At 71.6% G+C, this 24,781-nt stretch carries 27 protein-coding genes; 8 read left to right on the forward strand and 19 right to left on the reverse strand.

Going from position 1 to position 24,781, the window contains the following annotated elements; genetic code table 11:
* Positions 1-258 precede the first annotated feature (258 nt).
* The 14 genes from G3I56_RS18520 to G3I56_RS18580 form a co-directional block, all read right to left on the reverse strand.
* Positions 259-1,005: a zinc-ribbon domain-containing protein gene (locus G3I56_RS18520; protein WP_164410177.1), complete on the reverse strand. Its 747-nt coding sequence runs from the start codon at positions 1,003-1,005 to the stop codon at positions 259-261.
* 355 nt (positions 1,006-1,360) lie between these two features.
* Positions 1,361-1,786 carry a hypothetical protein gene (locus G3I56_RS18525; RefSeq protein WP_164410179.1) on the reverse strand — a complete coding sequence of 142 codons (426 nt, stop codon included), beginning with the start codon at positions 1,784-1,786 and terminating at the stop codon, positions 1,361-1,363.
* A gap of 12 nt (positions 1,787-1,798) precedes the next feature.
* Complete coding sequence (locus tag G3I56_RS18530) at positions 1,799-2,365, reverse strand: phage tail protein (protein WP_164410181.1); 567 nt, start codon at positions 2,363-2,365, stop codon at positions 1,799-1,801.
* The gene (locus G3I56_RS18535) at positions 2,362-4,326 is read right to left on the reverse strand and encodes a putative baseplate assembly protein (RefSeq protein ID WP_164410183.1); all 1,965 of its coding nucleotides are present in this window, start codon (positions 4,324-4,326) and stop codon (positions 2,362-2,364) included. Before G3I56_RS18535 ends, G3I56_RS18530 begins: the two co-directional genes overlap by 4 nt.
* The gene (locus G3I56_RS18540; protein ID WP_164410185.1) at positions 4,326-4,748 is read right to left on the reverse strand and encodes a GPW/gp25 family protein; all 423 of its coding nucleotides are present in this window, start codon (positions 4,746-4,748) and stop codon (positions 4,326-4,328) included. Before G3I56_RS18540 ends, G3I56_RS18535 begins: the two co-directional genes overlap by 1 nt.
* Before the next feature lie 112 nt (positions 4,749-4,860).
* Positions 4,861-5,178, reverse strand: a complete 318-nt coding sequence (locus G3I56_RS18545; protein ID WP_164410187.1) for a PAAR domain-containing protein — start codon at positions 5,176-5,178, stop codon at positions 4,861-4,863.
* A 55-nt stretch (positions 5,179-5,233) separates the two neighbouring features.
* A complete protein-coding gene (locus G3I56_RS18550; RefSeq protein ID WP_164410189.1) occupies positions 5,234-7,036 on the reverse strand; it encodes a VgrG-related protein in 1,803 nt (600 codons plus the stop codon).
* Positions 7,033-7,752 (reverse strand): LysM peptidoglycan-binding domain-containing protein, encoded by a 720-nt coding sequence (locus G3I56_RS18555; protein ID WP_164410191.1) that lies wholly within the window; start codon positions 7,750-7,752, stop codon positions 7,033-7,035. Before G3I56_RS18555 ends, G3I56_RS18550 begins: the two co-directional genes overlap by 4 nt.
* A gap of 58 nt (positions 7,753-7,810) precedes the next feature.
* Positions 7,811-8,236: a phage tail protein gene (locus G3I56_RS18560; protein WP_164410193.1), complete on the reverse strand. Its 426-nt coding sequence runs from the start codon at positions 8,234-8,236 to the stop codon at positions 7,811-7,813.
* A 23-nt stretch (positions 8,237-8,259) separates the two neighbouring features.
* Positions 8,260-11,505, reverse strand: a complete 3,246-nt coding sequence (locus G3I56_RS18565) for a hypothetical protein (protein ID WP_164410195.1) — start codon at positions 11,503-11,505, stop codon at positions 8,260-8,262.
* 4 nt (positions 11,506-11,509) lie between these two features.
* Positions 11,510-11,668 carry a DUF6760 family protein gene (locus G3I56_RS43225; protein ID WP_189151611.1) on the reverse strand — a complete coding sequence of 53 codons (159 nt, stop codon included), beginning with the start codon at positions 11,666-11,668 and terminating at the stop codon, positions 11,510-11,512.
* Positions 11,665-12,159, reverse strand: a complete 495-nt coding sequence (locus G3I56_RS18570) for a zinc-ribbon domain-containing protein (RefSeq protein ID WP_164410197.1) — start codon at positions 12,157-12,159, stop codon at positions 11,665-11,667. Before G3I56_RS18570 ends, G3I56_RS43225 begins: the two co-directional genes overlap by 4 nt.
* On the reverse strand, positions 12,156-12,596 hold the full coding sequence (locus G3I56_RS18575; protein WP_164410199.1) for a phage tail protein: 441 nt from the start codon (positions 12,594-12,596) through the stop codon (positions 12,156-12,158). Before G3I56_RS18575 ends, G3I56_RS18570 begins: the two co-directional genes overlap by 4 nt.
* A gap of 58 nt (positions 12,597-12,654) precedes the next feature.
* Positions 12,655-14,211: a phage tail sheath family protein gene (locus G3I56_RS18580; protein WP_164410201.1), complete on the reverse strand. Its 1,557-nt coding sequence runs from the start codon at positions 14,209-14,211 to the stop codon at positions 12,655-12,657.
* Between the two features lie 244 nt (positions 14,212-14,455).
* Between G3I56_RS18580 and G3I56_RS43230 the strand changes: the two genes are divergently transcribed.
* Positions 14,456-16,174: a DUF4157 domain-containing protein gene (locus G3I56_RS43230; protein WP_203690132.1), complete on the forward strand. Its 1,719-nt coding sequence runs from the start codon at positions 14,456-14,458 to the stop codon at positions 16,172-16,174.
* Positions 16,175-16,422: 248 nt separating this feature from the next.
* Here G3I56_RS43230 and G3I56_RS18590 read toward each other — a convergent pair whose 3' ends face one another.
* The gene (locus G3I56_RS18590; RefSeq protein WP_203690134.1) at positions 16,423-16,824 is read right to left on the reverse strand and encodes a hypothetical protein; all 402 of its coding nucleotides are present in this window, start codon (positions 16,822-16,824) and stop codon (positions 16,423-16,425) included.
* 302 nt (positions 16,825-17,126) lie between these two features.
* On the opposite strand from G3I56_RS18590, the gene G3I56_RS18595 reads away from it, so the two are divergent.
* The 3 genes from G3I56_RS18595 to G3I56_RS18605 all read left to right on the forward strand — a co-directional run bounded on the left by G3I56_RS18595 (position 17,127) and on the right by G3I56_RS18605 (position 19,021).
* Positions 17,127-17,741 carry a DUF6000 family protein gene (locus tag G3I56_RS18595; RefSeq protein WP_164410203.1) on the forward strand — a complete coding sequence of 205 codons (615 nt, stop codon included), beginning with the start codon at positions 17,127-17,129 and terminating at the stop codon, positions 17,739-17,741.
* 359 nt (positions 17,742-18,100) lie between these two features.
* The gene (locus G3I56_RS18600) at positions 18,101-18,535 is read left to right on the forward strand and encodes an NUDIX hydrolase (RefSeq protein WP_164410205.1); all 435 of its coding nucleotides are present in this window, start codon (positions 18,101-18,103) and stop codon (positions 18,533-18,535) included.
* A gap of 249 nt (positions 18,536-18,784) precedes the next feature.
* On the forward strand, positions 18,785-19,021 hold the full coding sequence (locus G3I56_RS18605; RefSeq protein WP_164410207.1) for a hypothetical protein: 237 nt from the start codon (positions 18,785-18,787) through the stop codon (positions 19,019-19,021).
* 483 nt (positions 19,022-19,504) lie between these two features.
* Here the strand turns inward: G3I56_RS18605 and G3I56_RS18610 are convergent, their stop codons facing one another.
* Complete coding sequence (locus G3I56_RS18610; RefSeq protein WP_164410209.1) at positions 19,505-20,110, reverse strand: hypothetical protein; 606 nt, start codon at positions 20,108-20,110, stop codon at positions 19,505-19,507.
* Between the two features lie 167 nt (positions 20,111-20,277).
* Between G3I56_RS18610 and G3I56_RS18615 the strand changes: the two genes are divergently transcribed.
* Positions 20,278-21,492, forward strand: a complete 1,215-nt coding sequence (locus tag G3I56_RS18615) for a helix-turn-helix transcriptional regulator (RefSeq protein ID WP_164410223.1) — start codon at positions 20,278-20,280, stop codon at positions 21,490-21,492.
* A 51-nt stretch (positions 21,493-21,543) separates the two neighbouring features.
* On the opposite strand, the gene G3I56_RS43935 is transcribed toward G3I56_RS18615, so the two are convergent.
* Together G3I56_RS43935 and G3I56_RS18625 are read right to left on the reverse strand one after the other, a co-directional pair.
* Positions 21,544-22,227: a Scr1 family TA system antitoxin-like transcriptional regulator gene (locus G3I56_RS43935; RefSeq protein ID WP_343239985.1), complete on the reverse strand. Its 684-nt coding sequence runs from the start codon at positions 22,225-22,227 to the stop codon at positions 21,544-21,546.
* 65 nt (positions 22,228-22,292) lie between these two features.
* Positions 22,293-22,535: a winged helix-turn-helix domain-containing protein gene (locus G3I56_RS18625; protein ID WP_164410225.1), complete on the reverse strand. Its 243-nt coding sequence runs from the start codon at positions 22,533-22,535 to the stop codon at positions 22,293-22,295.
* Between the two features lie 136 nt (positions 22,536-22,671).
* Between G3I56_RS18625 and G3I56_RS18630 the strand changes: the two genes are divergently transcribed.
* Genes G3I56_RS18630 through G3I56_RS18640 form a run of 3 tightly spaced genes read left to right on the forward strand, consistent with a single transcriptional unit; the run spans position 22,672 to position 23,710 of the window.
* Positions 22,672-23,124, forward strand: a complete 453-nt coding sequence (locus tag G3I56_RS18630; protein ID WP_164410227.1) for a hypothetical protein — start codon at positions 22,672-22,674, stop codon at positions 23,122-23,124.
* Positions 23,121-23,321 (forward strand): hypothetical protein, encoded by a 201-nt coding sequence (locus G3I56_RS18635; protein ID WP_164410229.1) that lies wholly within the window; start codon positions 23,121-23,123, stop codon positions 23,319-23,321. Before G3I56_RS18630 ends, G3I56_RS18635 begins: the two co-directional genes overlap by 4 nt.
* The gene (locus G3I56_RS18640; protein ID WP_164409916.1) at positions 23,318-23,710 is read left to right on the forward strand and encodes a hypothetical protein; all 393 of its coding nucleotides are present in this window, start codon (positions 23,318-23,320) and stop codon (positions 23,708-23,710) included. The genes G3I56_RS18635 and G3I56_RS18640 overlap by 4 nt, the downstream gene beginning before the upstream one ends.
* A 233-nt stretch (positions 23,711-23,943) precedes the next feature.
* Here the strand turns inward: G3I56_RS18640 and G3I56_RS18645 are convergent.
* A partial coding sequence (locus G3I56_RS18645; RefSeq protein WP_164410231.1) for an ATP-binding protein occupies positions 23,944-24,781 on the reverse strand: 838 nt, incomplete at its 5' end.

Raw genomic sequence — 24,781 nt, forward strand, 5'->3', positions numbered from 1 at the left:
ACATGCGGTCTCAGTTCACGCGGACGGTCAGCCGGTCAGCCGGTCAGCCGGTCAGCCGGTCAGCCGGTCAGCCGGTCAGCCGGTCAGCCGGTCAGGGCACGATGGGCAGGAACAGGCAGGAACAGGCAGGAGCCGAATCGTCCGCCGGTGCGGATGGTGTGCGTGCCGGCGTTCCGGGTGGGCAGTTCGCTCGTTCCGGGGCTGGCTCGCAGAGCCGTCGAGCCATGAGCCGTAGAGCCGTTCGCGGTTGGTGCCCGGTCAGCCCCGCTGGAAGAACTCCACCTCCCCGACGGCCAGTTGACGTCCCGAGGTCAGGCCGACGGGTGAGCGCAGGGTCAGGCGTACCGTCTTCACGTCGCTGATCCCGGTGGGGTTCGGCTGGAAGCCCGGTTTGTCGCTGAGGGTGAGCCGTTTGTTCTGCTTCTCGCCGTCCGACATCGTCACCTCCATGTCCACCTGGAGTGCGCGTGCCTGACCGCGGTAGTCCTCCGGGTTCGCGGACGGGCCGTTGGTGATGACGATGTCGACCATCCGGAACGGCTTGCCGAAGGTGTAGGTCACCGAGGCGCCGGGCGCGGGCGCGCCCCAGTAGCTGTTGCTCAGTCCGTCCGTGGTGTTCTTCGCCGGGTGCCCGGGGACCTCGGCGCTCGCCCTGATGCCCACCGGGGTCACGGGCTTGGGCTTGCCCAGTTTGTCCCGGGTGTCCTCGAACAGGGCGCGTCCGGCGGGGAGCAGCAGGAGAGCGCCGGCGCACAGTGCCACCACTACGGCCAGGATCACCAGAAGCCGTACCGCCCTGCCCGAACTCGCCCTCACCCGACGGCGGAACGGCCACACGGTCCGCCACCACGGCAGCGGTTCGGGCTTCGCGGCGGGATTCAGCGCGGTCGCGCAACGTCGGCAGAACCGGCGGCCGGGCGGGTTGGGCGTGCCGCAGGAGGGGCAGGGCGGGCCCACCACTTCGTCGGGGGCCTCTGCGGGGCGTACGACCGGGCGGGGAGCCACCGGCTTCGCGGGGCGTACGGGCTGGATAGCGGTGGGGGCGGGGGCGGTAGTTGCCGTGTCGGAGGTGGGGGCGGCCGGGGGGCGGGGGCCCGGCGAGTTCCGAGGGGCCGGAGCGGGTGGGGTGGCCGGAGCAGGCCTGGTTACAGGGGCAGGGCGGGTGACCGGGGTCGCGGACGCCGTGCTCGTGCGGGAGTCCTCGCGAGAGGTCGGCCCGGGAGCGGGAACGGGAACGGGAACGGAGGGCTCGGCGTCGGCATCGTCGGGGCCGGGGTCGGGACGGGGTACGGGACTTGCCGTCTCCCCGTACTGGCCGGAGATGGTCCCGGAGCCCTCACCCCCATCCCCGTCCCCATTGTCATTGCCATCCTCGCCGCGGCGGCGGCCCGTCAGCCGGGTGCGCAGCGACGAACCGCGGGCGGGCGCGGCGGGCGTCGGCTCCTCGGCCGGGGGCGACGAGGGCGCCGGAGTGGTGGTCGGCGGAGCGGCCTCGGGCTGGGAGGCATCCGGGGCGGCCGGGGATTCGGCAGGTGTGCTCGGGGCCGACGGCTCCGGAGCCGTGGGTCGGGGCACACTCGTGACCGGCGGCTCCGTGGGCGTACTCGGTGCCGACTGGTCCGTCGGCGTTGCCGAAGTCGACGCGTTCGAAGACGGCGTACCCGAGGACGGCGTGCCCGAGGACGGCGTGCCCGAGGACGACGTGCTGTCCGACCACCCCAGGTACGACCCGCAGTTGCCGCAGAAGTCGTCCGTGGGGCCGTTGGACGCCCCGCACGTGGGACATGCGCGCATGACGTCACCTCCCTTCGTCGGTGGGCGGGCCGGGCAGGATCTCCACCCGGCAGACGGTGTGCACCGGGCACATGGCCCGGACGACCTCGTGGACCTTGCTCTCGTCCACCCGGGCCTCGCGGTCCGGCCATACCCGGACCAGGGTCTCGGCGGGGGGCTCGGGCGGCAGGTCGGCGCCGGCGGTGCTCGACCACGCCGCGCCGCCGTCCCCGCTCACCTCGGCGTGCACGCCGAGCGCGAGCCGCAGGCCCTCGACCAGGCCTCGCCTGGTGCCGCGCCACCGGTGCAGTTCCACCGCGCGGACGACCGCCTCGCGGCGCAGCTCCACCGGCCACTGCGGGTGGTCCGCGGCGCCGACCCAGGACGCCAGGTAGGCCAGGAAGTCACTCGGAGCCACCCGTGCGTCGAAGTAGGCGGGCAGGTTGTCGAGGGTCGCGAACACCGGGGCGAGGACGGTGTCGAGGCCGGCCGTGAACCGCTGCGCGAAGTCGTCGTCGGCGTACAGGGCAGGCAGTTGCCCGCCGATCGGGTACTGGCTGGGCAGGCCGGGTACGGCGGCGCGGCTGCTCATCCCCGGGCCGCCGGCTGCTCCATGGCCGTGACGACCACCTGGTGCTGGTAGGAGAAGACCAGCGCCCCCGCCGCGACGTCGATGCGGTCCGACGGTGCTCCGCGCCGACCGGTGATCGGGTCGGCGGCGAACAGCAGGATCTCCTCCACCAGCGCGTTGCCGGTGGCGCGTTGGAGGACGCCGAAGACGTCGCCGTACTGGACCGGCCGCCCGAAGGGCCACCCGGTGCCGTCCGGACCGCCGTGCAGCGGGTTGAGGTGCCGGAACAGTGCGGCGAGCGCCGCGTCGCGTACCCGGTCGGTGTCGCCCGGGGCCGCCGCGAGCCGGGCCACCACGGTGACGCCCTGGTAGGCCGGCGGCTCCACGACGAGGCGGGTGCCGATCAGGCGCCGTTCGTCGAGGCTCGAAGTGATCGCTCGGAGCACCTGGTCGGAGGGGATCAACTGCTCGAAGCGGAGCCGGTCGTCGCCCTCGTCGGCCACCGCGTCGGGGACGACCAGGACGCGTACCGCGCCCGGGCCGTCCGCCGCGGGCAGACAGCGGACCCGGCGTACCGAGGGTGCCGCCTGGCGGCTGATGATCTCGTAGTCCTCGGCGGTCACCGCGCGTTCCTGCATCCGCAGCGCGTCCGGTGCCCGCAGCTTGGCGTTGTCGATGGTCTCGCCGGCGACGCCGCCGCGCGCCGCCTCCCGGTTGACGACCCGGGCGACGTAGGGAACGGAGCTGCGGAGGACCGAGATCGACCCTCGGGCGACGTTGCCCGCCGGGCCGCCGCCGGTGCGGTAGCGGGCCACCCGTATCCGGGCGCCCTTGGGCGGCACGGCACCGCACTGCCGTAGCGTGCCGTCCGGCTCGCGCAGCACCGGCGGGAAGCCGAACTCGCCGGTGGTGGCGTCGACACGGACGTGCCGGTCGGCGGGGCCGGAGCGGCCGAAGTGCTCCACCACCTCCCAGCGCTGCCAGCCCTCCTCCGAGGACACCTCCACCACGGGGGGCTCGCCATCGAGGAGGACCGGCGGGCGGCCGATCCGGAACGTCTGCCCGGAGACCCCTTCCGAGGTGCCGAGCGGTACGTCGGTCTCGGTCTCGGCATGCTCGACGGACATGGTGCCGCCCACGGTGAACACCGCCGCCTCGCGCACCGTCGGGGACTGCGAGTAGAACGGCTGGCCCGGTTCCGCCTCGGTGACGCGGCAGCGCAGCCAGCCGGCCCGGTTCCCGCCGATCACCGACGCCGTGTGCCCGGCCGGTACGTACACGATGACCTCGCCGGGCCGGTTCAGGCCGCCGGTGGTGTCCTCGCCGGTCTCGCACACCTGCCAGCCGCCGCCGGCCCACGCCTCCCACACCAGCGGGGGCTGGCGCGGGTCCACGCCGATGCCCTCGACACGGCTGTCCAGTTGTACGACGACCACGCAGCGCGGTACCGCCGTCGGCAGACCGAACAGCAGCGCGTCGCCCGGCTCCGGTGCGGGCTGGAAGCACGGTACGTCGCCGGCCTCGGCGAGCGTCCTGGTCCGGTCGGTCTGCTCACCGGTCCGGGGCGCGGTCACCAGGCGTATCAACTCGCTGGGCACGATGCGTAGTTCGTCCGCGGTGGTGAACACCACGGCCTCGTCGCCCTCGCCGCCCGCGGTGGTCACCTCGGTGCCCGGGGTCAGTGTCACCGTGTCGGGCTGCGGCGCCGACAGCCAGAAGTCGACCTCGGCCGTGGCGGCGGCCGGCGGATAGAGCCGGATGCCCAACAGGTCGAGGAACGCTGTGTAGTTCTTGTCCGGGACCCGGTTCAGCCGGTACAGCAGCTGGTCCACGAGGTAGGCGAACGTCTCGATCAGGGTGACGCCCGGGTCGGAGACGTTGTGGTCGGTCCACTCCGGGGCGCGCTGCTGCACGTACCGCTTCGCCTCGTCGACGAGTTGCTGGAACCGCCGGTCGTCCAGGTTGGGGGAGGGCAGGGCCATCAGTCGGCGACCAGTTCCTCGGCCCCCTCCTCGGAGGGGATCGTGTAGAAGGGAAAGACCAGGTTGCGCCGGTCGTTGGTGGAACGCATGGTGTAGTGCACGTCGATGTAGAGGGTTCCGGCCTCGACGGCGTCGTAGGCGACGACCACGTCGTCCACCGCGATGCGCGGCTCCCAGCGCTCCAGGGCCTCGCGCACCTGCTGGGCGATGAGTCCGGCGGTGGCGCCGTCGGCGGGGGCGAAGACGTAGTCGTGGATGCCGCAGCCGAACTCGGGGCGCATGGGGCGCTCGCCGGGTGCGGTGCCGAGGACCAGGCGGATCGCCTCCTCGATCTCCCGCTCCCGTTCGACCATGCCGATCCCGCCGGTCGGCCCGACGCGCAGCGGGAACGCCCAGCCGCGCCCGATGAACCGGTCGCTCATGACACGCTCCCGATCAGGACGTTGGCGGTGCCGGTGAGGATCATCGCGCCGCACACGGGGCACCCGACCCACAATGGGCGCACACAGTCACGCCGACCGAACCGCTCGCCCATCACACGCCCCCGATCAGGACGTTGGGGGCGCCGGTGAGGATCATCGCGCCGCACGTCGTCTGGTCGCGCGCCCGCGCGGCCGGCAGTCCGCCGATGAGTACCTGGCCCGAGGCGAGCCCGGCCGGGTTGGGCAGGATCACGTTGCCCGGTCCCAGGGCCGCGTGCGGGGGCACGACGCAGGTGTGCAGACTGCCCACGACGGCGGCGGGACGGCCGCCGATCAGCACCCGGGCCACCGCCACGGCGGCGCCGGGCGGCGGGGTGGCGATCACGCCGCCGTGGTTGGTGGGGTCACCGGTACGGGCTGCGGCCGGCATGCGGTGCTCCTTTCGCTGGTCAGGGTGCTGGGCCTCGGTTGAAGGGTGCTGGGCCTCAGTTGAGCCGGATGAGCGGGGCCGCGACGGTGACGCCCGTGATGCCGCTGACGTTCACGTTGCGTCCGCCGACCGTCACCCCGACCCGGCCCTGGATGTCCACGTTCCGGCCCGACACGCTCACGTTGCCCTGCCTCGCGTCCAGGGTGATGCCCTTCTTGTCGAGCAGGACGGAGCTGAGGGGCCGTACGCCCTTCCCGGCGTACACCGTCAGCTCGATCTCGCCCCGCCGTTGGTCGAGGCGTACTTCGAGGCGCTCGTCACCGCTCACGAGCCTGAGGCCGGACTGGCCCTGAGCCCGCGGCGCGTCCAGGAGCTCCATCCGGTGCCCCGAACGCGACACGATAGAGCGGCGGTTGACCTTCCCGGTGCCCTTGTCGATCAGCGGGACCTTGTGGGTCGACGGCTTGTCCACACCGTTGTAGAGCCCGCCGATGACGTACGGGCTGTCCAGCAGGCCCTGTTCGAACCCGACCAGGACCTCGTCGTTGACCTCGGGGCTGAACACGCCTCCGCCGCCCTTGCCGCCCCACTGCACCGTGCGCACCCAGTCGGTGGTGTAAGTGTCGTCCAGCCAGGGGAACTTGAGCTTCACCGAGCCGCTCTCGGCGCCGCCGATCTCGCGTACGTCCGTCACCACGCCGATCGCCAGACCCGGCAGGCGCGAGCCGCGCCCGGGCGCGCCCGCGCCGGTCGCCAGGCCGGTCAGGGAGCGGTCCGGGCTGGCGCTCACCCACACCGTCGTCCGGTACCCGCCGTACGGTTCGATGACGTGCTGCACCGCCGTCGCCGTGTACTTGCCGGAGAACGCCTGTCCGACGTTGCCGAGCGCCACGGGCTTGCCCGCCCGCAGCTGCGGGTTGCCCTCGGCCACCGCCTCCAGCTCGGCGAAGCCGGCGCTGACCTGGTCGGCCACCGCGTCCGCGACCGCCGCCGTCTCGGCCAGGGTGCGATACGAGGTGTCCGTGACGGTCAGTTTCGCCTTCCTGCTGAACCGGGCGGCGGCGTCCGTCGGGCTCAGGCCCGGCACCACCGTGTCACTGATCACCGACAGCTGCCGGGAGACCAGCTGCTTCTTGTTGGTGACGTCCCAGCCGCGCACCTCCACCCGCGACGCCCCGTCCGCCGCCGACAGCGAGGCCCGCAGCGCGAGCAGGTTCGCCCCGTACTGCAGCACCATCGGGTCGCGGGACGACGAGGTCGACGGCGCGGGCGCGCCGGACGCCTTGACCGGCTTGGTGAACTGGAGCAGCCCCTTGTCGTCGACGCGCACCAACGCGCCGCTCTCCGCGGCCAGGAACTGGAGGAAGTCCCAGTCGGACACGTTCGCCTGCGAGAGCTGCTGGTAGGCGATCTTCCCGGCGTCCACGGTGCCGCAGGCCAGCCCGGCCCCCGCGGCCACCTTGCGGACGATCGCCGACGCCGTCATGTTCCGGTACGCCACCACCTTCCGGCCCCGTTGCAGGCGGTGCGCCTTGGAGTAGGCGCGCACCACGGTGAACGTGCCCGTGCTGTCCTGGTCCAGTTCGAGGGCCGTCACCTCGCCGTTGAACAGCGGCTCGCGGGCCCGCCCTGACACGGTCACCACCGACACCTTCAGGGGGGTGCCGATGGTGATGCCCGTCGCCTGCAGGAACTCGTGGTCGGGGTCGCGGAAGGTGAGCTGTGCCGCGTCGGGCAGGCCCACGTTCTCGTCCACCACGCAGCTCACCAGCTGGGCGGCCCAGATCTGCGGAAGTTCGGTGGGCGCCTCCACCACGGGGTCCGCCGCGAACAACCGGCCCCTTGCCTCGGCGGTCATAGCTTCTCCTCACCGTCCGCGTCCTGCAGCCCCGGCACCACCAGTTCGGTGCCGGGCGCGAGCGCCATCGGGTCGTCGATTCCGTTCGCTTCCGCGATGGCCCGCCAGGCCGTCGCGTCGCCGTACTCCCGCCAGGCGAGCATCGCCAGGCTGTCGCCCGCCACCACGGTGTGCGTACTGCGGGCGGTGCGCGAGCCTGACGTGGGGTTCTGGCCCGCCGGGCCGACGCTCGCCTCCTCGATCGACAGCGCGCAGGTGGCCCGCAGCGGCGTGCCGTCGACGTCGAACAGCGTGTACGACACCGACAGGCTGGAGAGCACCCCGTCGAACGAGGTCGTCTTGGCGGTGCCCCAGGTGAACCGCACCCACGGGCTGGCCGGCTTCTTGCGGCCCAGGCTGGCCGGGGTCGGCACGCACGCCTTCATCAGCTTCTCCACCGCCCGCTCCACGGACTTGTCGTGTTTGGCGGTGGCGTCCAGGAACACCTCCAGGCTCAACGTGCGCGGACCGCTGCCGACGAACTCGGGCAGCGCCGACTCCCCCGCCATCCGGGACGGGGAGCGCCGCCACTCGGTGGTCTTGTTCAGCTGCAGGGTCGAGGGGTTGAACTGGAGGTCGAGGTGTGTGATGGTCCCGCCGGGCTTCGCGCCGACCGACGCCGGGGGCTCCTTCAGGGTCAGCTTGGCCCTGGCCCGGCTGGTGCGTGTTGGTGACATGGCGGGACCTCCTTTCCGGGGGCCGATACGTGCTGGGGAAGCGGGCGTTGAGGGTGTGTCAGGACGGGCGCAGCCCCTCGTGGGCGATCTCCAGGGTCTCCACCGCGGCCTGTGAACTGGCGGGGTCGAAGGACGGCCCCTGCCAGCGCACCGGGACGATCCCGAACACCTGCCAGCTGATGATCTTCGTCAGGTCCGGTTTCAGGGCGACGATCTCGCCGTCCTTGGGCTCCACCCGCTTCAGCGTGTCGTCGAGCCAGCGGGCGATCTTCGCCGTGTCGGCGGTGACCGGCCGGGTGAGCGTGATGTTCGACCAGGTCACGCGGCCGGGCAGTTGCCAGGTGAAGCCGTTGTTGCCGCCCTCGGCGTACGACTCCATCTCGACCTCGGCGCCCATGCCGGAGCAGGTGTGGAAGGCGCCCAGGTCGTTGCCGCCGATCGCGAGCCGGAAGAACACACTCGTCGCGAAGATGTTGTCCGTCATTCGTCCGTCATCCGTTCTGGCTCTCAGCGGCGTCCGTCGTAGGGGCGGCCCGTGCGGTCCCGGCCTCGGCGCAGTTCGGTGCGCAGCAGCCGGGCCACCGGGTCGAGCAGGCGGCGCGCCAGGTCGTCCAGGTCGAGGCCGGGGTCGTCCTGGGGTGTCTTCGGTGTCTTGGTGAAGTGGGCCGCGTTCTTGCCGGAGGCGGCGGACGACGTGGCTGACGCGGAGGCTGCGGAGGCGGGGGCCGCTGAGGACACGGACGCCGACCGCTTCCGGCCGGGTGCCTGAACCTCCTTGGCCTGTGCGCCTGTTTGCGGCGCGGGGGGCGCGGAGGACGACCGCGGGCGGCCTCGACCGTCGCGCTGCACCGCGAGTGCCGTCTCGCCGGTCCCGCCAGTCCCGTCGGCCGCCGTAACGGTCCTCGGCCGGACCACAGGGACGGGTCCCACCGGTGCCGTGGCGGCCGACGGACGGTCGGCGAGCGGCGGCGCCTGCGGGCCGGTCACCGGCAGGGGCCTCGCCGGTACGGCGGCAACCGGAGCGGCCGTCCCCTGGCGGGTCGGCGCGGGCCGGACGACCGGCACTCGCTGAACGGGAGCCGGGGAACTGGTCGTCGTCGGTACGCCCGAGCCCTTCGAGCCCTCCGGTCCGGAGTACGGGGCTGCCGCCCGCTGGACCTGCGGTGCGGCCGGGGAGTGGGCGGACGGGCCGGGCACCGGGAGCGCGGTGGTCCCGGTGCGGCCTGGCGAGGGCGCCGACGGGCCGGCGGTCGGCGTGGAGTCGCTCCGGGGGGCGGTGAGTGCGCCGGGCCAGCGCGCCGCCACCACGGGGCGGGCGCCGGAGCGCGAGACGGCGGGCTGTGAAACCCCTTCCGGGGCACGGGTGTTCAGGGTGAGGCGACGCTCGGCGAGCAGCGAGAGGGTACGAGGTGCCGACGAGGCGGGGTGCGCTGTGGAGCGGGTCACGGGGAGGCCGTGCGGGTCTGCCGAGCCGGAGGGTCCGGCGCCTCCGGTGCCCTGGGCCACGGCCCGGGCGACGACGACCGGAGCCGGGGCAGCAAGGCCCTGAGGCCGGTACCTGCCCGAGCCGGAACCGGAACCAACTCCCGTGCCTTCGGCCGTCGTTGCGCGGGCGACGACGACCGGGTCCTGGGCGGTACGGCCCTGGACAGCGCCGTCCCGGGGCCGCTGCCCGTCGACGCCCGACCCGCCGGAAGCCCGGTCACCTCCCGTGCCTCCAGCCGTCGCCCGCGCAGTGACGGCCGGGCCCCGGGCAGCACCACCCAGGACAGCGGCGTCCCGGGGCCGCTGCCCGTCGACGCCCGGACCCGAAGCAGCGGGGCCCTGAGTCCGGTGCCCGCCTGAGCCGGAACCGGAGCCTGCTCCCGTGCCCTCGGCCACCGCTCGCGCGACGACGACCGGGCCCGGAACGGAGGGGACTCGGGGCTGTTGCCCGCCGGACGTCGTGCCGGGTCGTGGCACGTTCCGGGCCGGGCCTTCCGAACCTGCGGCGCCTGCCGGACCGTGGGCCGGGGCGGCTGCGGACGGTGTCACCAGCGGTGTGGCGGGGCCGTTTCCGTGGTCCGCGGGGCCGGGCGGCATGGTGCCCCCGGTGGCGGACGGGTCCGCGAGGCTGCGTTGGACGTCGCCCGTCCCCAGCAGCGGCGCGCCCTGCGTGCGGGGTGCGGCCTCGGCGGTCGTCCGGCCACGATCCGGCAGGGATGGCGCCGGGGCGGCGCCGGACCCCGGGTCCTGATGTGCCGTAGCACGCTGGATGTCCGGGCGGGAGGCGCGGGCACCGGACGCGGCGGAACCTGGCACCTCGGCGCTCGGCGGGAGCGCGGACAGCGGAGCGCCGAGGCCACCACGCGCGCGTGCCCCACGGTTGCCGGGGGCGGGGTCGAGGGTGCGGCGCGGGGCGGCGGGTGCCGTTCCCCTCGTACCGGCGTCGTACGGTCCCGGCGGTCCCGGAGTGCCGCCCGCTCCTTCCGCCTGGCGCTGGACGACGGGCAGCGCCGGACCGGTCGGACCGGTCGCGGATCCGGCGCCGGGCGCGGGAGCGCCCTGCGCCAACGGTGTTGCCGTGGAAGGCAGTTCACTCAGCGGGGCACCGAGGGGCCCGCGCCCGGGCTCGCGCGTGGCGGCGCGTTGCACGGGGGCGGAGGCCAGGACGGGTGGGTCGGGGGTGGTGGCGCTGTCGGGCGCCGGTGCGGCGGTGGGCCGCAGGGCGGGGACGCGGCGCGCGGGTCCGGCGGGGCGCCGGGCGACGGTCAGCGCGGCCCCCACCGGGCGGAGCCGGACGGCCGGGTGGGACACGGACACGGCGGAGCCGGCGGCCCGGGATGCCTCCGGCTGCCTGGCTCCCCCGGCGGACTGCGGCCCTGTTGCGGTGCGTTGGACGGCGGGTCCGGAAGGCGTACGGCCCCCGGAACCGGCCGGCGAACGGGACGGCTCGGCCTGGGCGGGCCGGGGCGTGGCCCCGGCAGCAGCAGCGGGCGGGACCACCGCCACACGTCGTACCAGCGGGGTCGCGGGAGCAGCCGGTGTCACGACCGGGGCGGCGTCGGGCCGGGCGGCACGTTGGACGGCGGGAGGTGACGAGGAGAGTACAGCGGGCGAGTCCGCGGACGTGAGGCCGCGGGCCCGCGATGCGGCGTCGCCGCCACCACCACCGCCCCCGCCGCCCGAACGGCCCTTCCCAGCAGTGCTGTTGTCGCCGGAACGCTCCCCCAGGGGTGCCGGGCCGGACGGCCGTGCGCCCGGACGCGTCCGGCGTGAGACCTGGGTCGTCGGCGTGTCCGCCGTACCCTTGCTCTCGCTCTCCCCCGGCCCGTCCGCCCCCTGCGGACGCAGCGCCCGGAGCAGCAGCGGACCCCCGGCGCTGTGGGCGGTCCGCGGGGTGGCGGCCGGGCGCGTGACGCCGCTCACCAGACCGGTCGGGGCGGTGGGCAGCAGGGCGTGGCCGAGGCCGGCGTCGAACGACGGGTTCTGCCAGGAGGCGAGGCCCGAGCGGAAGGCCAGGCCGTCGCTGACGCCCAACGGGGCGCGGGAGACGGTGAGTTCCGGCGCGGCGGTGCGGCGCCAGCCGCCGTCCCAGTCGCCGGGCAGGGAGGAACCCTGGGCGACGGGCACGGCCGGCGACGGGTCGCTGGGCGCGGACGGCGACGGGCCGTCGGGCGCGCCACGGTCCGGGCCCGCGCCGGACGGACCGTCCCCCGAGACGCCGGAGCGGTCCGCGGCGGCCCGGCGGCGCAGCCTGTCCCGCCATGCCATGTGCTCAACCGCCTTCGTTCACACGGGTGTTGATACGGGCGATCTCCGCCACCCACTGCCGGCGCTCGTCATGGGTCAGGTCGAGGATCTCCTCGCGCCGCCAGTGGAAGTGGTAGGCGATGTACGCGATCTCCTCCCGGAGCCGGGGAAGGGCGTACGTCACGATTCCCCCAGGCGCCCACCCGAGAGGTCGACCTCGAAGCCGCCCTCGCAGTGCGGGCAGGTCACCGCGGCGCGGGTGTGGCCCTCGCTGTTGACCCGGCGGTAGAAGTCCTGGAGGAAGGCGACGTCGGTGGCGTACATCCGCTCGACGATCCCGGCGTGCACATCGCTGATCGAGCCGATCCGGGTGATCACCTGGCTCAGCAGCACCACGCTCAGGTACGCCGGATTCTCCTTGACCCGCAGGTCGATCTGCGGCCGCAGCTCGTCACGGGCCGTGGCCAGGCGCATCGAGCCGTGGCGGTGCACCGTGCCCGCCTCGTCGACGTACCCGCGCGGCAGCTCGAACTCGAACTCGGTGCGCAGCCCGTGGTCCTCGCGGCGTGGCGGGGCGGCGGCGGGACGTGCCGCCGCCTGCTCCGACGCCTGGGCGGGCTCCGTCACCTGGAGGAGCTCCTCCAGGTTGCCCGCCGTCACCGTACGACGCCTCATTCGACGATGATCTCCTCGAACACGATCGTGACCGACTCGGTGGCCGGAGACGACTCGCCCGCCTTCAGGGACGGGCCCTCCCACTTGGAGGCCCAGCCCTGCATCAGCTGGATGCGGCGGACCGTGTTGCCCTCGGTGTCCTTGATCTCGATGGTGAGGTTCTGCCGCGCGGAGTTCACGGCGCCGTTGTTCAGGGTCTCCTTGATCCACTTGGTGAACTCGCTGCTCTGGTCGAGTCCCCGGGTGATCGTGATCTCACCTGCCTGGCGGGCGCCGGGCTGCTTGCGGATGATCTGCTTGCCCTCGGCGCTGACCTGCTTGACCTCGACGACCTCCTCCTCGACGGTCAGTCCGCTGATCTCCTGGATCGACTCGACCAGATAGCCGCCGAGCTGCACGCCGAAGACGTGGGTGGAAAGAGCATCACCTGTTGACATGACTGTCTGTCACCTTTCCTTGCGGGTCTTTTTCACTGCGTCTCTACCGACCCGCAGGTCACTCGTCGACGAGGCTGGTGCTGTCGGAGAACTGGGCCAGCCGGAACACCACGAACTCCGCGGGCTTGACCGGCGAGACGCCGATCTCGCAGACCACACGGCCCTGGTCGATGGACTCCGACGGGTTGTTGTCGCGGTCGCACTTGACGTAGAACGCCTCCTCGGCCGTACGGCCGAACAGCGCGCCCCGGCGCCATTCCTCGGTGAGGAACGCGGTGACGTTGCGCCGGATGCTGGACCACAGCCGGTCGTCGTTCGGCTCGAAGACCACCCACTGGGTGCCCAACAGGATGGACTCTTCGAGGTAGTTGAAGAGGCGGCGCACGTTCAGGTAGCGCCAGGCCGGGTCTGAGGAGAGGGTGCGGGCACCCCAGATCCGGATGCCCCGGCCGGGGAAGGCCCGTACGCAGTTCACGCCGATCGGGTTCAGCAGGTCCTGCTCGCCCTTGCTGAGCCGGAGCTCCAGGTCCACCGCGCCGCGGATCACCTCGTTGGCGGGCGCCTTGTGCACACCGCGCTCGGCGTCACTGCGCGCCCACACACCGGCGATGTGACCGCTCGGCGGGACGCTGGTGTTGCGTCCGGTGGCCGGGTCGAAGACACGGACCCATGGGTAGTAGAGGGCGGCGTACCGGGAGTCGTAGCCGGCCTCGTCGTTGCGCCAGGTGCGCACCTGTTGCGCGCCGAGGCCGGGCGGAGTGTCCAGGACGGCGACGCGGTCGCCCATCTGCTCGCAGTGCGAGATCACCGCGAGCTGCACGGTGCGCACGCCCTCGGCGTCGATGTCACCGCGCTGGTAGGCGCTCATCAGGTCCGGCACGGCGACCATGGTGATCTCGTCGATGGTCTCCAGGCCGCCGAACCCGGTGCGGGCGGCGGCGTCACCGACGTACTCCGCCGGGTTGAGGCGGGCCACCTCGCCGGAGCCGTTCGCGCTGGGCGCGGCCGGGGCGTCGGGCACGGCCAGGGTCTGGGTGGCGGGCCTGGTCTGGGGAGCGGCCTGCTGCTCGGTGACCTGGATCAGCTTGGAGGAGCGGGCCTGGCTGACCAGGTAGCCCTTGACGTTCTTGCGGGTGGAGGCCTCGTACGTCTCCGCGACCTGGTCGCCCTGGCGGACCAGGACCTTGAAACGGTCCTCGGGCGGGTTCTCGCCGTCCGCGTCGGCGACCTCGACCGACACCCCGCTGACGCCGGGCTTCGCCGCGACGAGGAAGCCGCCGAGGGCCACGGGCTCCGCGGCCTTGTCGCCGCGCCGGCCGCCGTCGACCGCCGGGGCGGAGGCGTCCTCGGCCTGGCCGCCGATCCGCACGATGTACGCGGCGCCGCCGCCGTTGGAGAAGAAGCCGTGGACCGAGAGGGGCAGGTAGGCGCCCTCGGTGAAGCCGCCGAACGTCTGCGTGTACTGGTCCCAGCTGGTGACCAGCGTCGGGGTGTGGAACGGGCCGCCCTCGGCGAATCCCACGAACGCGGCGACTGCGGTGCCGACCCCTTCGATGGGTCGGGCACCGGACTGCACCTCCTCCACGTAAACGCCCGGGGTGAGGTACGTCGGCATGCTCGCTCCTTCGCGTCCTGCGGATCGGACATGTGTCCGGGTCGATTCTGCGCGGGGGTCCACCGGGACGACAGGGCCGCGGGGACCTGGCGAGGGGCAGGATCACTGCCTCCGTCTGCCTGTGCGAACCGTCCGGCCGCCGCCCGGACTTGCCCTCGCTCTGCCCGCGCGGGCCTGGACAGCCGGTTCGCCCGAGCGGTCCCCTGGGGGCCGCAGCAAGGGTGCGCCAACGAGGAGGCAGTAGATGCGGAAGTCCGGGGCGCACGCCGAACAGAACGAGGCGGCGCAGCCGACGCGCGGCACCCCCGCCGCCCGCCGGGAGACATCCGCGGGCAGCGCGGTACCGCGCCCGCTCACCGCCGACGCGCTCCGATCTGCCCAGGGCGGCGCGGGCAACACCGCGGTGACCGCCATGATCGCCCGCCGAGCCCGTCCCACGCCTGCCCCGGAGCAGCTCGACCACGGAGTGGACGAAGTCCTGGGCTCCGCCGGCAAACCCCTCGCCGCGCCGGTGCGCCAGGACATGGAGTCCCGGTTCGACACCGACTTCTCCGACGTACGACTGCACACCGGGTCCGCCGCCGCCCGCTCGGCCCGTGCCATCGGGGCCCGCGCCTACACCTCCGGCAGCCATGTCGTCCTCGGCGCCGGGGGCGGCGACAAGCACACCCTCGCCCACGAGCTCACCCATGTCGTCCAGCAGCGCAACGGTCCGGTGTCGGGCACCGACCACGGCCACGGGCTCAAGGTCTCCGACCCGTCGGACAAGTTCGAACGAGCCGCCGAGGCCAACGCGCGCAAGGTCATGTCCGGGCCGACGCCGGACGTGCAGCGTGCGCCGGAGGCGGATGGGCACGAGCACGAGGTGACGGCGGGGGTGGGCGCGGAGGCGGACATGGTGCAGCGGGCCAGCAGCACCACGCTGGAGAACGCGGTCGTGTCGCACTACCAACCCACCAAGGCCGGCACCCAGAACGGGCAGAACCTCAACATCCAGCGTCCCCGTGTCGTGACCGGCCCCGTCAACCCGACGGGCACGGCCGGCCGGGCGGCGGCGCCGAACCCGATCGCGGTGAAGGAACTCCACAAGGCCTACAAGACCCAGGTCGGCAAGCGTGGGGCGCCCAGCGAGGCGGACGTCTGGAAGGACCTGTTCGGCGGGGCCGGCTACGACCGCGGCCACGTCATGGGTCTGGAGGTGGGCGGGAGCGACGTCACGGAGAACATCGTTCCCCAGTGGTCCCTGAACCAGGGCACCGGCATGTGGCGCCGGATCGAGACGGCGTTGGTCGGGGTGGGCTCGGGCAACCTCCGCTTCGAGGTGCACTACGCGACGGCGCACGGCAACCACCGTCACGTGATGACCCCGGTCAGCATCGACATCTACCTCGACAACGCCACCTACCGCACGTGGGAGAACGAGCCGGACGTCAACGACCTGATGAGGGCGGGCAAGGACCCGAGCGACCTGGCGGAGTACTACACGCAGGCGAAGGACGCGCTGGCCGGCGCGACGACGCGGACCGAGGCCCAGATGCAGGACTTCGCCGTGGCGGCACTGTCCGAGGACAAGGCCACCTTCCTCGCCTACGGGGACTACGAGGCCGCAAGCGCCCAGGGCCAGGCCCCCGGTACCAGTACCGTCGGCACCCACATGCAGGGCATGTCGAAATCGACCTTCCCCAAGGACCGCCGGGACAAGCTGATCAAGTCGTACGTCGACGCGGGCTGGGTGACCAAGTCCGGCACCGGTGCCAACGTGACCTACACCCTGCACGACGCTCCGCCCCCGGCACCCGAGCCCGACAGCGACATCAGTTCCAGCGACGGGTCCGACGTCGAGATGTCCGACGGTTCCCAGCAGGCGGCGCCGGGACAGCCGTTCGCCAGCATCCAGTTCGGCTCGCAGTCGCAGGGCAGCGGTACCGACTCGGACTACGAGGACAAGATGTCCGACTCCTGAGCATCACCCTCACCTGCTCTGACTGGCGGTTCGTGGATGGCGATGGGCGCTCTCACCTTGGGAAGCAGCGAGCATTTGCGGCCGGTTCGGTTGCTGACCTGGGCGAACGGCCGCGGTGCGATCCCGTCGGGCGTGGCTGCTTTCCCCGTGATGCCCCGCTGTTCCCCGCTCGATCTGGTGCGTTTGTGGTGCGGCAGCGCTGCTGTGTCAGGAAGGCGGTGCCCAGCGGGCAGCGTCAGCGAGCGGACTTACCACTTCCGCCACTTGTCCGTGATCTGGTACCGGCCGAGTCCATGCCGGGCGGTCAGTGCGGCGACGTCGATGCCGTGCTCGGTGAGCGACTGGTCGATGAAGTCGCAGAGTTGCTCGCGCTCGTCGGTTTCGTAGGCACTTTCGTTGTGGGCTTCGTTCACGGCGTTCAGGGCCAGGACGACGCGTTCCACGGCGCCGAAGATCTGCGCGTCGTCTGCCTCACTCAGCCAGGGAAGCTCTCTCTCGAAGGTGTCGAGGACGGCATCGGTCGACGTGAGCAGTTCTTCGGGGAACAGTCCCGCCATGCACGTGCACTCAGGGTCCAGAGTGCCGGCGGCAAGCTCTTCGGCTTCCTTGGCTATGCTGTCGCGCCAGTTCGTCGTGGGTCTCTCAGTCATGGAGCGGACCGTACAGCGCCAGTCTGACAGTGGGGCTGAGCAGCGATGCGGCCCGTACGCCAGCGTCAGCACCAGGTACACGCTTTCCAACTGTGGTGGTATCACCGGGGGCCCCGTACAGGGGCGTTCACCTGGGTTCATGGGCGGTTGGACCGCGAGACGAGCCTGGCGCGTGGTCCATCCTGAACGGCCATGAACTGGGCTGAACGAGACGGAAACTGAGACGGAGAGACACGCAGGGTTGAAACGCCTGACCGGCGGGATCGCTGGTCTGACAGCTTCGTCCATACAAGGATGCTGGCATGCGCTGCACCCGCGAAGAGTACGAGATCTTCAAGTTGACTCGCCGCTATGTCACGCGCGACCGTCGGTATCTCAAACTCGGCGGCGCACTTCTCGGTATGAGTGGGCGCGACCGAGCCAAGTTCATACGGAAGCTGGGCAAGGCTGCCGGCGAGATCAGTCCTCGTGAACTGGGCGTGCTGCTCGACCGAGGATGGCGCGAGAGGGGAACGGCCGCCTGGCTCATTGCCGTTGCCGGCAGAACCGAGTTCCGGGAACGTCTCGGCGAACTCCTGCTCGCCAGCGCGGGGCCCTTCGCGGGGCAGGATTACTGCGTCGCCCTGGCCACCTTCGGCACCTCCGCCGACGCCGACCTCCTGGTCGCCTACCTCGACCGCTACCTACCTCGCCTTGACCTCTACTACGACCAGACGGCCGCCCTTGGCGCGCTCTTGTTGCTCGACGCCAAGCTCCGTACTGACAATGCGGCTCGGTTCCTCGTCCCCGGCGGACTCTGGCAGCAGTGGATCGACGGGCCGCCCAGTAAGGAACGCGATGACCCCGATGAGTACCGGGAGTTCATCGGGATGCTCTGCGCTTTCACTGATGAAGCTGCCAAACACTGTTCGATCTGATCCTCAGCCGACGACAGCCCGCCACGATGGCGGGTTAGCCGATCGACTGGGCGCGCGTATGCCTCGCTGTACCCCCACCAGCCTCAACCACGCTGTCGGGACCGTCGACCAGAGCAAGCCGCGACAACCGGCCCGTGACGACGGAGCGGCGCCCCCAGCTTGGGAAGCAGCGATCACTTGGGGCCGCTTCGGGCGCTGAGCCGGGCGAACGGCGGGAGAGTGGTTCCCTCGGGCTTGGTTCCTTTCACCATGGTTCCCCGCTCGTCCTGGTGCGCCGATGGTGCGCACCAGGCCTTGTCCCTGTCCGGTCTGCTCGGTTCGTGCCGTCCAGTCGGGACGGGCGCACTATCGTCGCGCGTATGAAGGTCCGTCACAACGTTCGTGCGGTTCTCCTCGATGGCGGTCAGTTGGTGTTCCTGCGTCGAGGATGGCCGGGTGGCGCCCTCTACTGCACGACCGTCGGTGGGGGTGTCGAAGCTGACGACGCCGACCTTGAAGCGGCTCTGCGCCGCGAAGTGATGGAAGAGATCGGTGCAACAATCGGCCCTGCGACCGAGTTTCTGACCTTGACCGAACCGGGCGAAAAGGTCACCGTCGTGCAGCACTACTTTCGCGCCGACGTGCTGGACATGGATCTGGATCGCCGTAGCGGTCCTGAACTCGATGATCCCGATATAGGTGAATTCTCGGCGGTGAGAGTCGCGTTGGATGCGTCAGCCGTGAGAGCGCTCGAACTCCATCCGCCCGAACTCGCCAACTATCTTTGGAAGCACGTCGAGACTTGGAGTGCCTGAGAGATATCGCCATTCGACGGCTCTCGTAGCGGTGCCCATACGGTGAGGCTCCGGACGGCGTACAGAGGCGTTCACCTGCGTTTGGAGGCGGCTGGGCCGCGAGACGGAAATCGCGTTGCCGACATGACGGACAGCGTCAACATGCCTCGACTGGGTGACGCGTGGCTGGTTCGACCTCGGTGACCGGCCAAGCGCCTCTAGGGTGCGGATCGCTCTTGCACATTCAGCTCACCGAGGAGTCGACGCAGCATGGCGACACCGCCGGATCAGCAGCCTGTCCAGCCGTATGGACAGCCGCCGACGATCATCATCAACAACAACAATTCGGTTGCAGCATCTGCCGCAGCCGTCATCGGCGGGGTGGGGCTGAGGCGCCGCCGTCAGTCGCTCTGGGCCCACTTCTGGCTGCTCATGTTTACTGCGGGCGTCGGCAACGTCTTCTACGCGATGCACGTGAGCCGCTGGAACCGCGACCGAGGTCTCTGAGCGCCCGACAGAGGCCCTTTCGGGCGACGTCCCGGGAGGGCCCTGTCATGCTTCCTCCCCTGTCGTGCTTCCACCTGGCCGACTGAGGCGCTCAGGTGCTGACGTGCAGTGACCTCGGCTTGGAAAGCTCGGGTGACCTGAGGATGGCGGCCAGCCTGTTGGGTTTGGGTGGAGCGGTGTCGGTGGGGGATCGGCTGCCAAGTCTGTCCTCGGTGTCCCCGTAGCTCCCCGGCATAGCGGACACAGATCTGGCACGCCCTTCTCAACGGCCGCTCTTGCAATCCCGCACCACCGTGTAGCCGCCGGCGATTGAGAGACCCATCTCATTTGGCGAGTCTGCGGTAGCAGATGAGGGTGCAGGCGATGCTGGTGAAGGCCAGGAAGTGGTCGCCGCCGGCGGAGCAGGTGGGCACGACAGCGGCGCGCCCGGGTTCCGGCCGCGCCGCTGTCGAGCTGTGGTCAGCCCTCGGGGGAGCCCCCGGGTCAGTGGAGCTTGTTGACGGCGGTCTTCGTCGTGGTGCGGAAGGCGGTCAGCGGGGCGTCCTTGAGGTCGCCCATCTGGCCCCAGCGGACGAGGGTGACGGTGCGGCCGTCGCGGCCGACGGAGAACAGGTGGATGTCGGAGATGCCGATCTGCGGGTCGGCGGTGTCCAGGCTGTAGACCCAGGCGCCCTCCTCGACGGCGAGCTTGCCGTGGGAGGCGCTGACGGCCTGCAGGCCCGGGTTCTGCTGCTCCAGCCGGGGGCCGCAGCCGGCGAGGGCCCCGCGGAGGGTGTCGACCAGCTTCACGGCATCGGCCTCAGTACGGGCGACGGTGGTGACCTGGACGCCGTTGGTGTCGAGCTCGGTGCTGAACTCGCGGTAGCGGGAGTTCTGCGCCGGGATCTTGTACGGGGCGCAGAGGACGCCGCCGTTCTCCGGGACGCCGGTGAAGACCTGGGTGGCGGTCCACGGCGTCGACGACGGCGGCATCTGGGAGGCGGCGAGGAAGGCGGGCTGGGCAGCGGCCTGCGCCGGGGCTGTGGCGAGGGCCGCGAGGCCCAGTGCGGCAGCGGCTGCGGTGGCGAGTGCGGTGCGGAACTTGTTCATGGTGGTGGATCCCCCGTCGGGCCGTTCGTTCGGTCAGTGCTCAACCAGCGTGGGGCCGGCGCCCGCCGACTGCAACGATCACGCGCCCACCAGCCGTCCCGGAACCATTCCACCCCCGCTGACGTGCAAGGACGTGAAGGATAGGACGCAGGGCCGAGGGGGATGGAATGCCGAAGGACGCCGCCGTCGAGGAGTTCGCGGGGCTCGTGCGCGCGCTGAAGGCGCGGGACGGGAGGAGTTACGAGGCGCTGGGCCGGCGGCTGAGCGTCAGCGCGTCCACCCTCCACCGCTACTGCTCGGGCGCGACCGTCCCGGAGGAGTTCGCCGTGGTCGACCGCCTCGCCCTGCTGTGCGGGGCGGACGAGGAGGAACGGCGGGCCCTGGAGGCGGCCTGGACGGAGGCGGACCGCGCCCGCCGCCGAGCGGCCTCGCCCGCGCCCACGCCTGTGCCGGCCGTGTCGGCCGCACCGGAATCGAACCCGGACCCGTCCGCGCCGGAACCGGGCCCCGGCCCCGCCCCGGACCCGACCGCGCCGGACCCGACCGCCCCGGATCCGTCCGCGCCGGAGGCGCCCCGCGCCCGCCCCCGTCGTGGCGCCCCCGCTCCCCTCCTCGTCGCCGCCGCCGTCGCCCTCGTCGTGCTCGCCCTCGCCGCCGCCCTGCTCGGCCACCCCACCCATACGGCTTCCGCCCCCGCTCCCGCTTCCACCGCTCCGGGGCGGACCGCGGCCCCCCTCCCCTTCACTTGGAGCATCGGTTCCCAGCTCTGGGAGGGCGGCTGCGGGCACACCTACCTCGTGGACCGGGCCCCCCGCGCGGTCGCCCCGCCGCCGGTCGCGGCCGACTCCGGGGCGTGGGCCGGGACGCACGGTGCCGTGCACGGCGGGGAGGCGCTGGTGCGGATCACGGTCCAGGGCCGGTCGCCGTCCGACGCCGTCGTCCTCCATGCCCTGCACGTGCGCGTGGTCGACCGCGCCGCGCCGCTGCCGTGGAACGCGTACCGGATGGACAACGGCTGTGGCGGCGCCCTCACCCCGCGCCACTTCGCCGTGGACCTCGACCGGCCGCGCCCGCTCGCGAGGCCCGCCGACGGCCTTGACGCCTCCGGCGCCGAGGTCCGGAAGATCCCGGCCGTCTCCTTCCCGTACAAGGTCACCTCCTCCGACCCCGAGGAGCTGCTGGTCTCCGCGCGGACGGCGGGCTGCGACTGCCGCTGGTACCTGGAGCTGGAGTGGAGCGCCGGGGGCCGTACGGGGACGGTGCGGATCACGGACGGCGGGAAGCCGTTCCGCACGAGCGGGACCAGGGGGAGGCCGGCGTACGTGCACGACTCCGCCGAAGGGCGCTGGATCACAGACTCGGACTCTGGACAGACCGGGTGACCGATGAGTAACTTCGACTGACATAGGCTGAGCAAGCGCTTAGAAACCATCTCATTTGGCGAGTCTGCGGTAGCAGATGAGGGTGCAGGCGATGCTGGTGAAGGCCAGGAAGTGGTCGGCTTTGCGCTCGTAGCGGCGGTGCAGTCTGCGGCATCCGGCGAGCCAGGACATGGTGCGTTCTGTGATGCCGAACGGGCCCGACATGACACCTGAGTGCAGTCCCGCACTGAACGGAACCACCTTGATGGTGACGTTGGGGTACTCACCGACCTTCAACAGGTGCAGGAGCTGTCCCGCCATAACGGTCGTTCCACCGACCGGGCGCCTCAACACCGCTTCGTTCAGGACGACGTTCAACCGCGTCGGTTCGGTCACCCGGGTGAGCAGCACCTGATGTGCGATACGAAGGTTCACACGCCGTTCGATCTCTTCGTCGTCCTCGGTGGGGTTGTCGGCACCCGTGACCGTGCGCGTGTAGTCCGCAGTCTGGAGCAGGCCAGGGATCAGCTCACTCTCGTACCAGTCGACGTCACATGCGGCCTCTTCCAGGCCGATGAAGAGATCGAATCCGTCGGGGATCACATCGCCGTACGCGTGCCACCAGCCGCGCGCCTTCGTCTCCTTGGCGAGTCCCATCAGGGCGTCGCGCAGATCGTCGGGCGCTCCGTAGACCTTGCACATGGCCTCGACATCCAGACTCCGCAAGGACGTCCGGCCGGTCTCGATCCGCCACATCTTCGCCTCCGGACCACTCCAGTTTCCGCGCGGCGGCACGGACGGTGAAGCGCGCCGACGCGCTCCTACTCCTCGGGCCGGGGTACGTCCTCAACGAACGAGCCCTGCCCCAGCACGGTGCGGAGCCTGCCCTCCGCCCTGAGTGCGGCCACGGCTTTCTGAATCGTTGACGCCGCGACGTCGAACTCTGCGGCGAGGTCCACCACGGCAGGGAAGCGCGCACCGGCAACGTAGGTGCCCGCATCGATCCTGCGCCGCAGCTCATCGGCGATCTGGGTCCATACAGGCTTGCCCCGGTCGAGATCCATGACTCGAACGTATGCGTCTTCGCGAAACCGAGCGACCGCGAATGCGCGAATGCGCGTATCCTCTGCTTATGGCAGACCCCCGCGACGGTGCGAACGTCCGGGGGCGTGGCCCACCAACCGTTAGGAGTTGATGAACATGGCCGAGCGTAGCGCTGCCGCGCTGCACTGGGTGGTGATGACCCTGGTTCTCTGGGGCCTCACCCGCGTGATCCCGCCAACCGGCACCCGCCGGAAACCACCCATGACGGCGCCCACCGTCGTGACCAGCAAGAACCCAAGAGACCTTGTCGGTCTGGCGGTACGGGTACCTGCTGTGCGCCGGTCGCCGTACAGCGCCGACCAGGGCCACCTGGACGGTTCCGCGTCCCGACTGTCACGGCCCTACCTGCCCGCCGCGCTCGCAGACTGGCCTTCAGAGACGGACGCCGTCACGAGGGCTCGTAGGGTTCGCGTACGTCCCTACTGGGGAGCGCGCGAACGGGCGGTGCGGTTGCGTCGGCGGACGGTCGCGGTGCTGGCCGTGGACTTCGGCATCGACGTCGACACCCGGGACATCCACGCCGAGTTGAGCGCGGTGAGGGTCCGATGACCGGCCAAAGGGGTACGAGAGTCCAAGCCGCCGTACGACAGGCCGAGTTGCCGATGCTGCGCGCCTACCGCATGTGGTTCGAGCACGCCCGCAAGTGCGCCGACTGTAAGCGTGTCCGCAAGGCGCAGGACGGGTGCGGGAACGGACAAGGGCTGTGGGACGCGTACCGCCAGGCGTACGACGGAGGTGCCGGATGAGCACTCAACCCACCGATACGTGCGGGACGATCCGCGCCTCATTGTTCTACGGAGCACCGATCCTCAGCGAGAGCGGCGCCTGCATCCTCCCCAAAGGACACGAGGGCGACCACCAGGACGCCAAAGGCGCACGCTGGTACGTCATTCCGCTGGTCGGCGGAACGGACCTCGGCAGGGGCCAGAGGCCGACGACGCCCCACCCCCATGAACCGGCCTGGACACCCGAACCCCCCTTCCGCTCCCCCCGCTGCGCCCTGAGCCAGCACCCCCACTGCCAGGATTCCCAACCCCGTGACACCGGCGTACCCGGAGTCCACTACCTCGTGTGCACCTGCGCCTGCCACCACCCGGCCCCCACTCCCGCCCCGGCGACGGGAGCCCGCACATGATGTCCCACCGAGCCCGCAGGAGACGCCTGGAGTCATGGGTGTGGACACTCGCCCTCATGACCATGTCCGGAGCGGCGGTCCTGCTCATCCTCGACATCCTGGAGACCATCCGCTGACCCCGCACCAGGCCAACCTCTGACACCGGCGTCCGGCCCCCTGTGACACCTCACGGAGGGGCCGCTGTCCTGCTCGGAGGGCCAACGACCGGAACCGTGGCCACGCCTCCCGCCCCCTCAGGCCCCGGTCGCCGTCGCCAGATACGGCCCGAACTCGCCCTCCAGGACCAGCCGTCCGAGCTTGCGGTACTCCTGGGCGACCGCCGTCACCAGCTGCCCCATGGTGAGCGGGGTGCCGGACTCCGCCGCGAGGTAGGCCGCGGTCACCGCGCAGGCGCGGATGGAGCCGCCGGCGAGTTCGAAGCGGTCCGCGCAGAAGGCGAGGTCCAGGTCGTCGGCGCGGGGCAGCCGGTCGCCCAGGCAGCGCTCCCACAGGGCGAGGCGCTGGCCGGAGTCGGGCACCGGGAAGTCGGCCACCACGTCCAGGCGGCGGGTGAACGCCTCGTCCAGGTTGGCCCGCAGGTTGGTGGTCAGCACCGCGATGCCGTCGAACGACTCCATGCGCTGGAGCAGGTACGCCGACTCGATGTTGGCGTGCCGATCGTGCGCGCCCTTCACCTCCGAGCGCTTGCCGAAGATCGCGTCGGCCTCGTCGAAGAGCAGCACCGCGTTGACAGCGGAGGCCTCGGTGAAGATCCGCTCCAGGTTCTTCTCGGTCTCCCCGATGTACTTGTCCACAACTGTGGACAGGTCCACCACATACAGGTCCATGCCCAGGTCGGCGGCGACGACCTCGGCGGACATGGTCTTACCGGTGCCCGACTCGCCGGCGAACAGCGCGATCACGCCGCGCCCCCGGCCGCCGCCGGGCCGCATCCCCCACTGCCCGAGCACCTGCTCGCGGTGGCGGGCGCGCAGCGCGAGTTCGCGCAGCCGCCGGTCCGTGGTGGGCGGCAGCACCAGGTCGTCCCAGCCGACGCCCGGCTCCACCCAGCGGGCGAGCCGGTCGAGCCCC

It is taken from the genome of Streptomyces sp. SID12488 (assembly GCF_010548275.1).
Classification (GTDB): domain Bacteria; phylum Actinomycetota; class Actinomycetes; order Streptomycetales; family Streptomycetaceae; genus Streptomyces.

Bases quoted from the DNA above. Each gene is read 5' to 3' on its own strand.
- G3I56_RS18525 (WP_164410179.1), bottom strand. From the start codon at position 1,786: ATGTCCCACGTGCGGGGCGTCCAACGGCCCCACGGACGACTTCTGCGG.
- G3I56_RS18530 (WP_164410181.1), bottom strand. From the start codon at position 2,365: ATGAGCAGCCGCGCCGCCGTACCCGGCCTGCCCAGCCAGTACCCGATC.
- G3I56_RS18535 (WP_164410183.1), bottom strand. From the start codon at position 4,326: ATGGCCCTGCCCTCCCCCAACCTGGACGACCGGCGGTTCCAGCAACTC.
- G3I56_RS18540 (WP_164410185.1), bottom strand. From the start codon at position 4,748: ATGAGCGACCGGTTCATCGGGCGCGGCTGGGCGTTCCCGCTGCGCGTC.
- G3I56_RS18545 (WP_164410187.1), bottom strand. From the start codon at position 5,178: ATGCCGGCCGCAGCCCGTACCGGTGACCCCACCAACCACGGCGGCGTG.
- G3I56_RS18550 (WP_164410189.1), bottom strand. From the start codon at position 7,036: ATGACCGCCGAGGCAAGGGGCCGGTTGTTCGCGGCGGACCCCGTGGTG.
- G3I56_RS18555 (WP_164410191.1), bottom strand. From the start codon at position 7,752: ATGTCACCAACACGCACCAGCCGGGCCAGGGCCAAGCTGACCCTGAAG.
- G3I56_RS18560 (WP_164410193.1), bottom strand. From the start codon at position 8,236: ATGACGGACAACATCTTCGCGACGAGTGTGTTCTTCCGGCTCGCGATC.
- G3I56_RS18565 (WP_164410195.1), bottom strand. From the start codon at position 11,505: ATGGCATGGCGGGACAGGCTGCGCCGCCGGGCCGCCGCGGACCGCTCC.
- G3I56_RS18570 (WP_164410197.1), bottom strand. From the start codon at position 12,159: ATGAGGCGTCGTACGGTGACGGCGGGCAACCTGGAGGAGCTCCTCCAG.
- G3I56_RS18575 (WP_164410199.1), bottom strand. From the start codon at position 12,596: ATGTCAACAGGTGATGCTCTTTCCACCCACGTCTTCGGCGTGCAGCTC.
- G3I56_RS18580 (WP_164410201.1), bottom strand. From the start codon at position 14,211: ATGCCGACGTACCTCACCCCGGGCGTTTACGTGGAGGAGGTGCAGTCC.
- G3I56_RS43230 (WP_203690132.1), top strand. From the start codon at position 14,456: ATGCGGAAGTCCGGGGCGCACGCCGAACAGAACGAGGCGGCGCAGCCG.
- G3I56_RS18590 (WP_203690134.1), bottom strand. From the start codon at position 16,824: ATGACTGAGAGACCCACGACGAACTGGCGCGACAGCATAGCCAAGGAA.
- G3I56_RS18595 (WP_164410203.1), top strand. From the start codon at position 17,127: ATGCGCTGCACCCGCGAAGAGTACGAGATCTTCAAGTTGACTCGCCGC.
- G3I56_RS18600 (WP_164410205.1), top strand. From the start codon at position 18,101: ATGAAGGTCCGTCACAACGTTCGTGCGGTTCTCCTCGATGGCGGTCAG.
- G3I56_RS18605 (WP_164410207.1), top strand. From the start codon at position 18,785: ATGGCGACACCGCCGGATCAGCAGCCTGTCCAGCCGTATGGACAGCCG.
- G3I56_RS18610 (WP_164410209.1), bottom strand. From the start codon at position 20,110: ATGAACAAGTTCCGCACCGCACTCGCCACCGCAGCCGCTGCCGCACTG.
- G3I56_RS18615 (WP_164410223.1), top strand. From the start codon at position 20,278: ATGCCGAAGGACGCCGCCGTCGAGGAGTTCGCGGGGCTCGTGCGCGCG.
- G3I56_RS43935 (WP_343239985.1), bottom strand. From the start codon at position 22,227: ATGTGGCGGATCGAGACCGGCCGGACGTCCTTGCGGAGTCTGGATGTC.
- G3I56_RS18625 (WP_164410225.1), bottom strand. From the start codon at position 22,535: ATGGATCTCGACCGGGGCAAGCCTGTATGGACCCAGATCGCCGATGAG.
- G3I56_RS18630 (WP_164410227.1), top strand. From the start codon at position 22,672: ATGGCCGAGCGTAGCGCTGCCGCGCTGCACTGGGTGGTGATGACCCTG.
- G3I56_RS18635 (WP_164410229.1), top strand. From the start codon at position 23,121: ATGACCGGCCAAAGGGGTACGAGAGTCCAAGCCGCCGTACGACAGGCC.
- G3I56_RS18640 (WP_164409916.1), top strand. From the start codon at position 23,318: ATGAGCACTCAACCCACCGATACGTGCGGGACGATCCGCGCCTCATTG.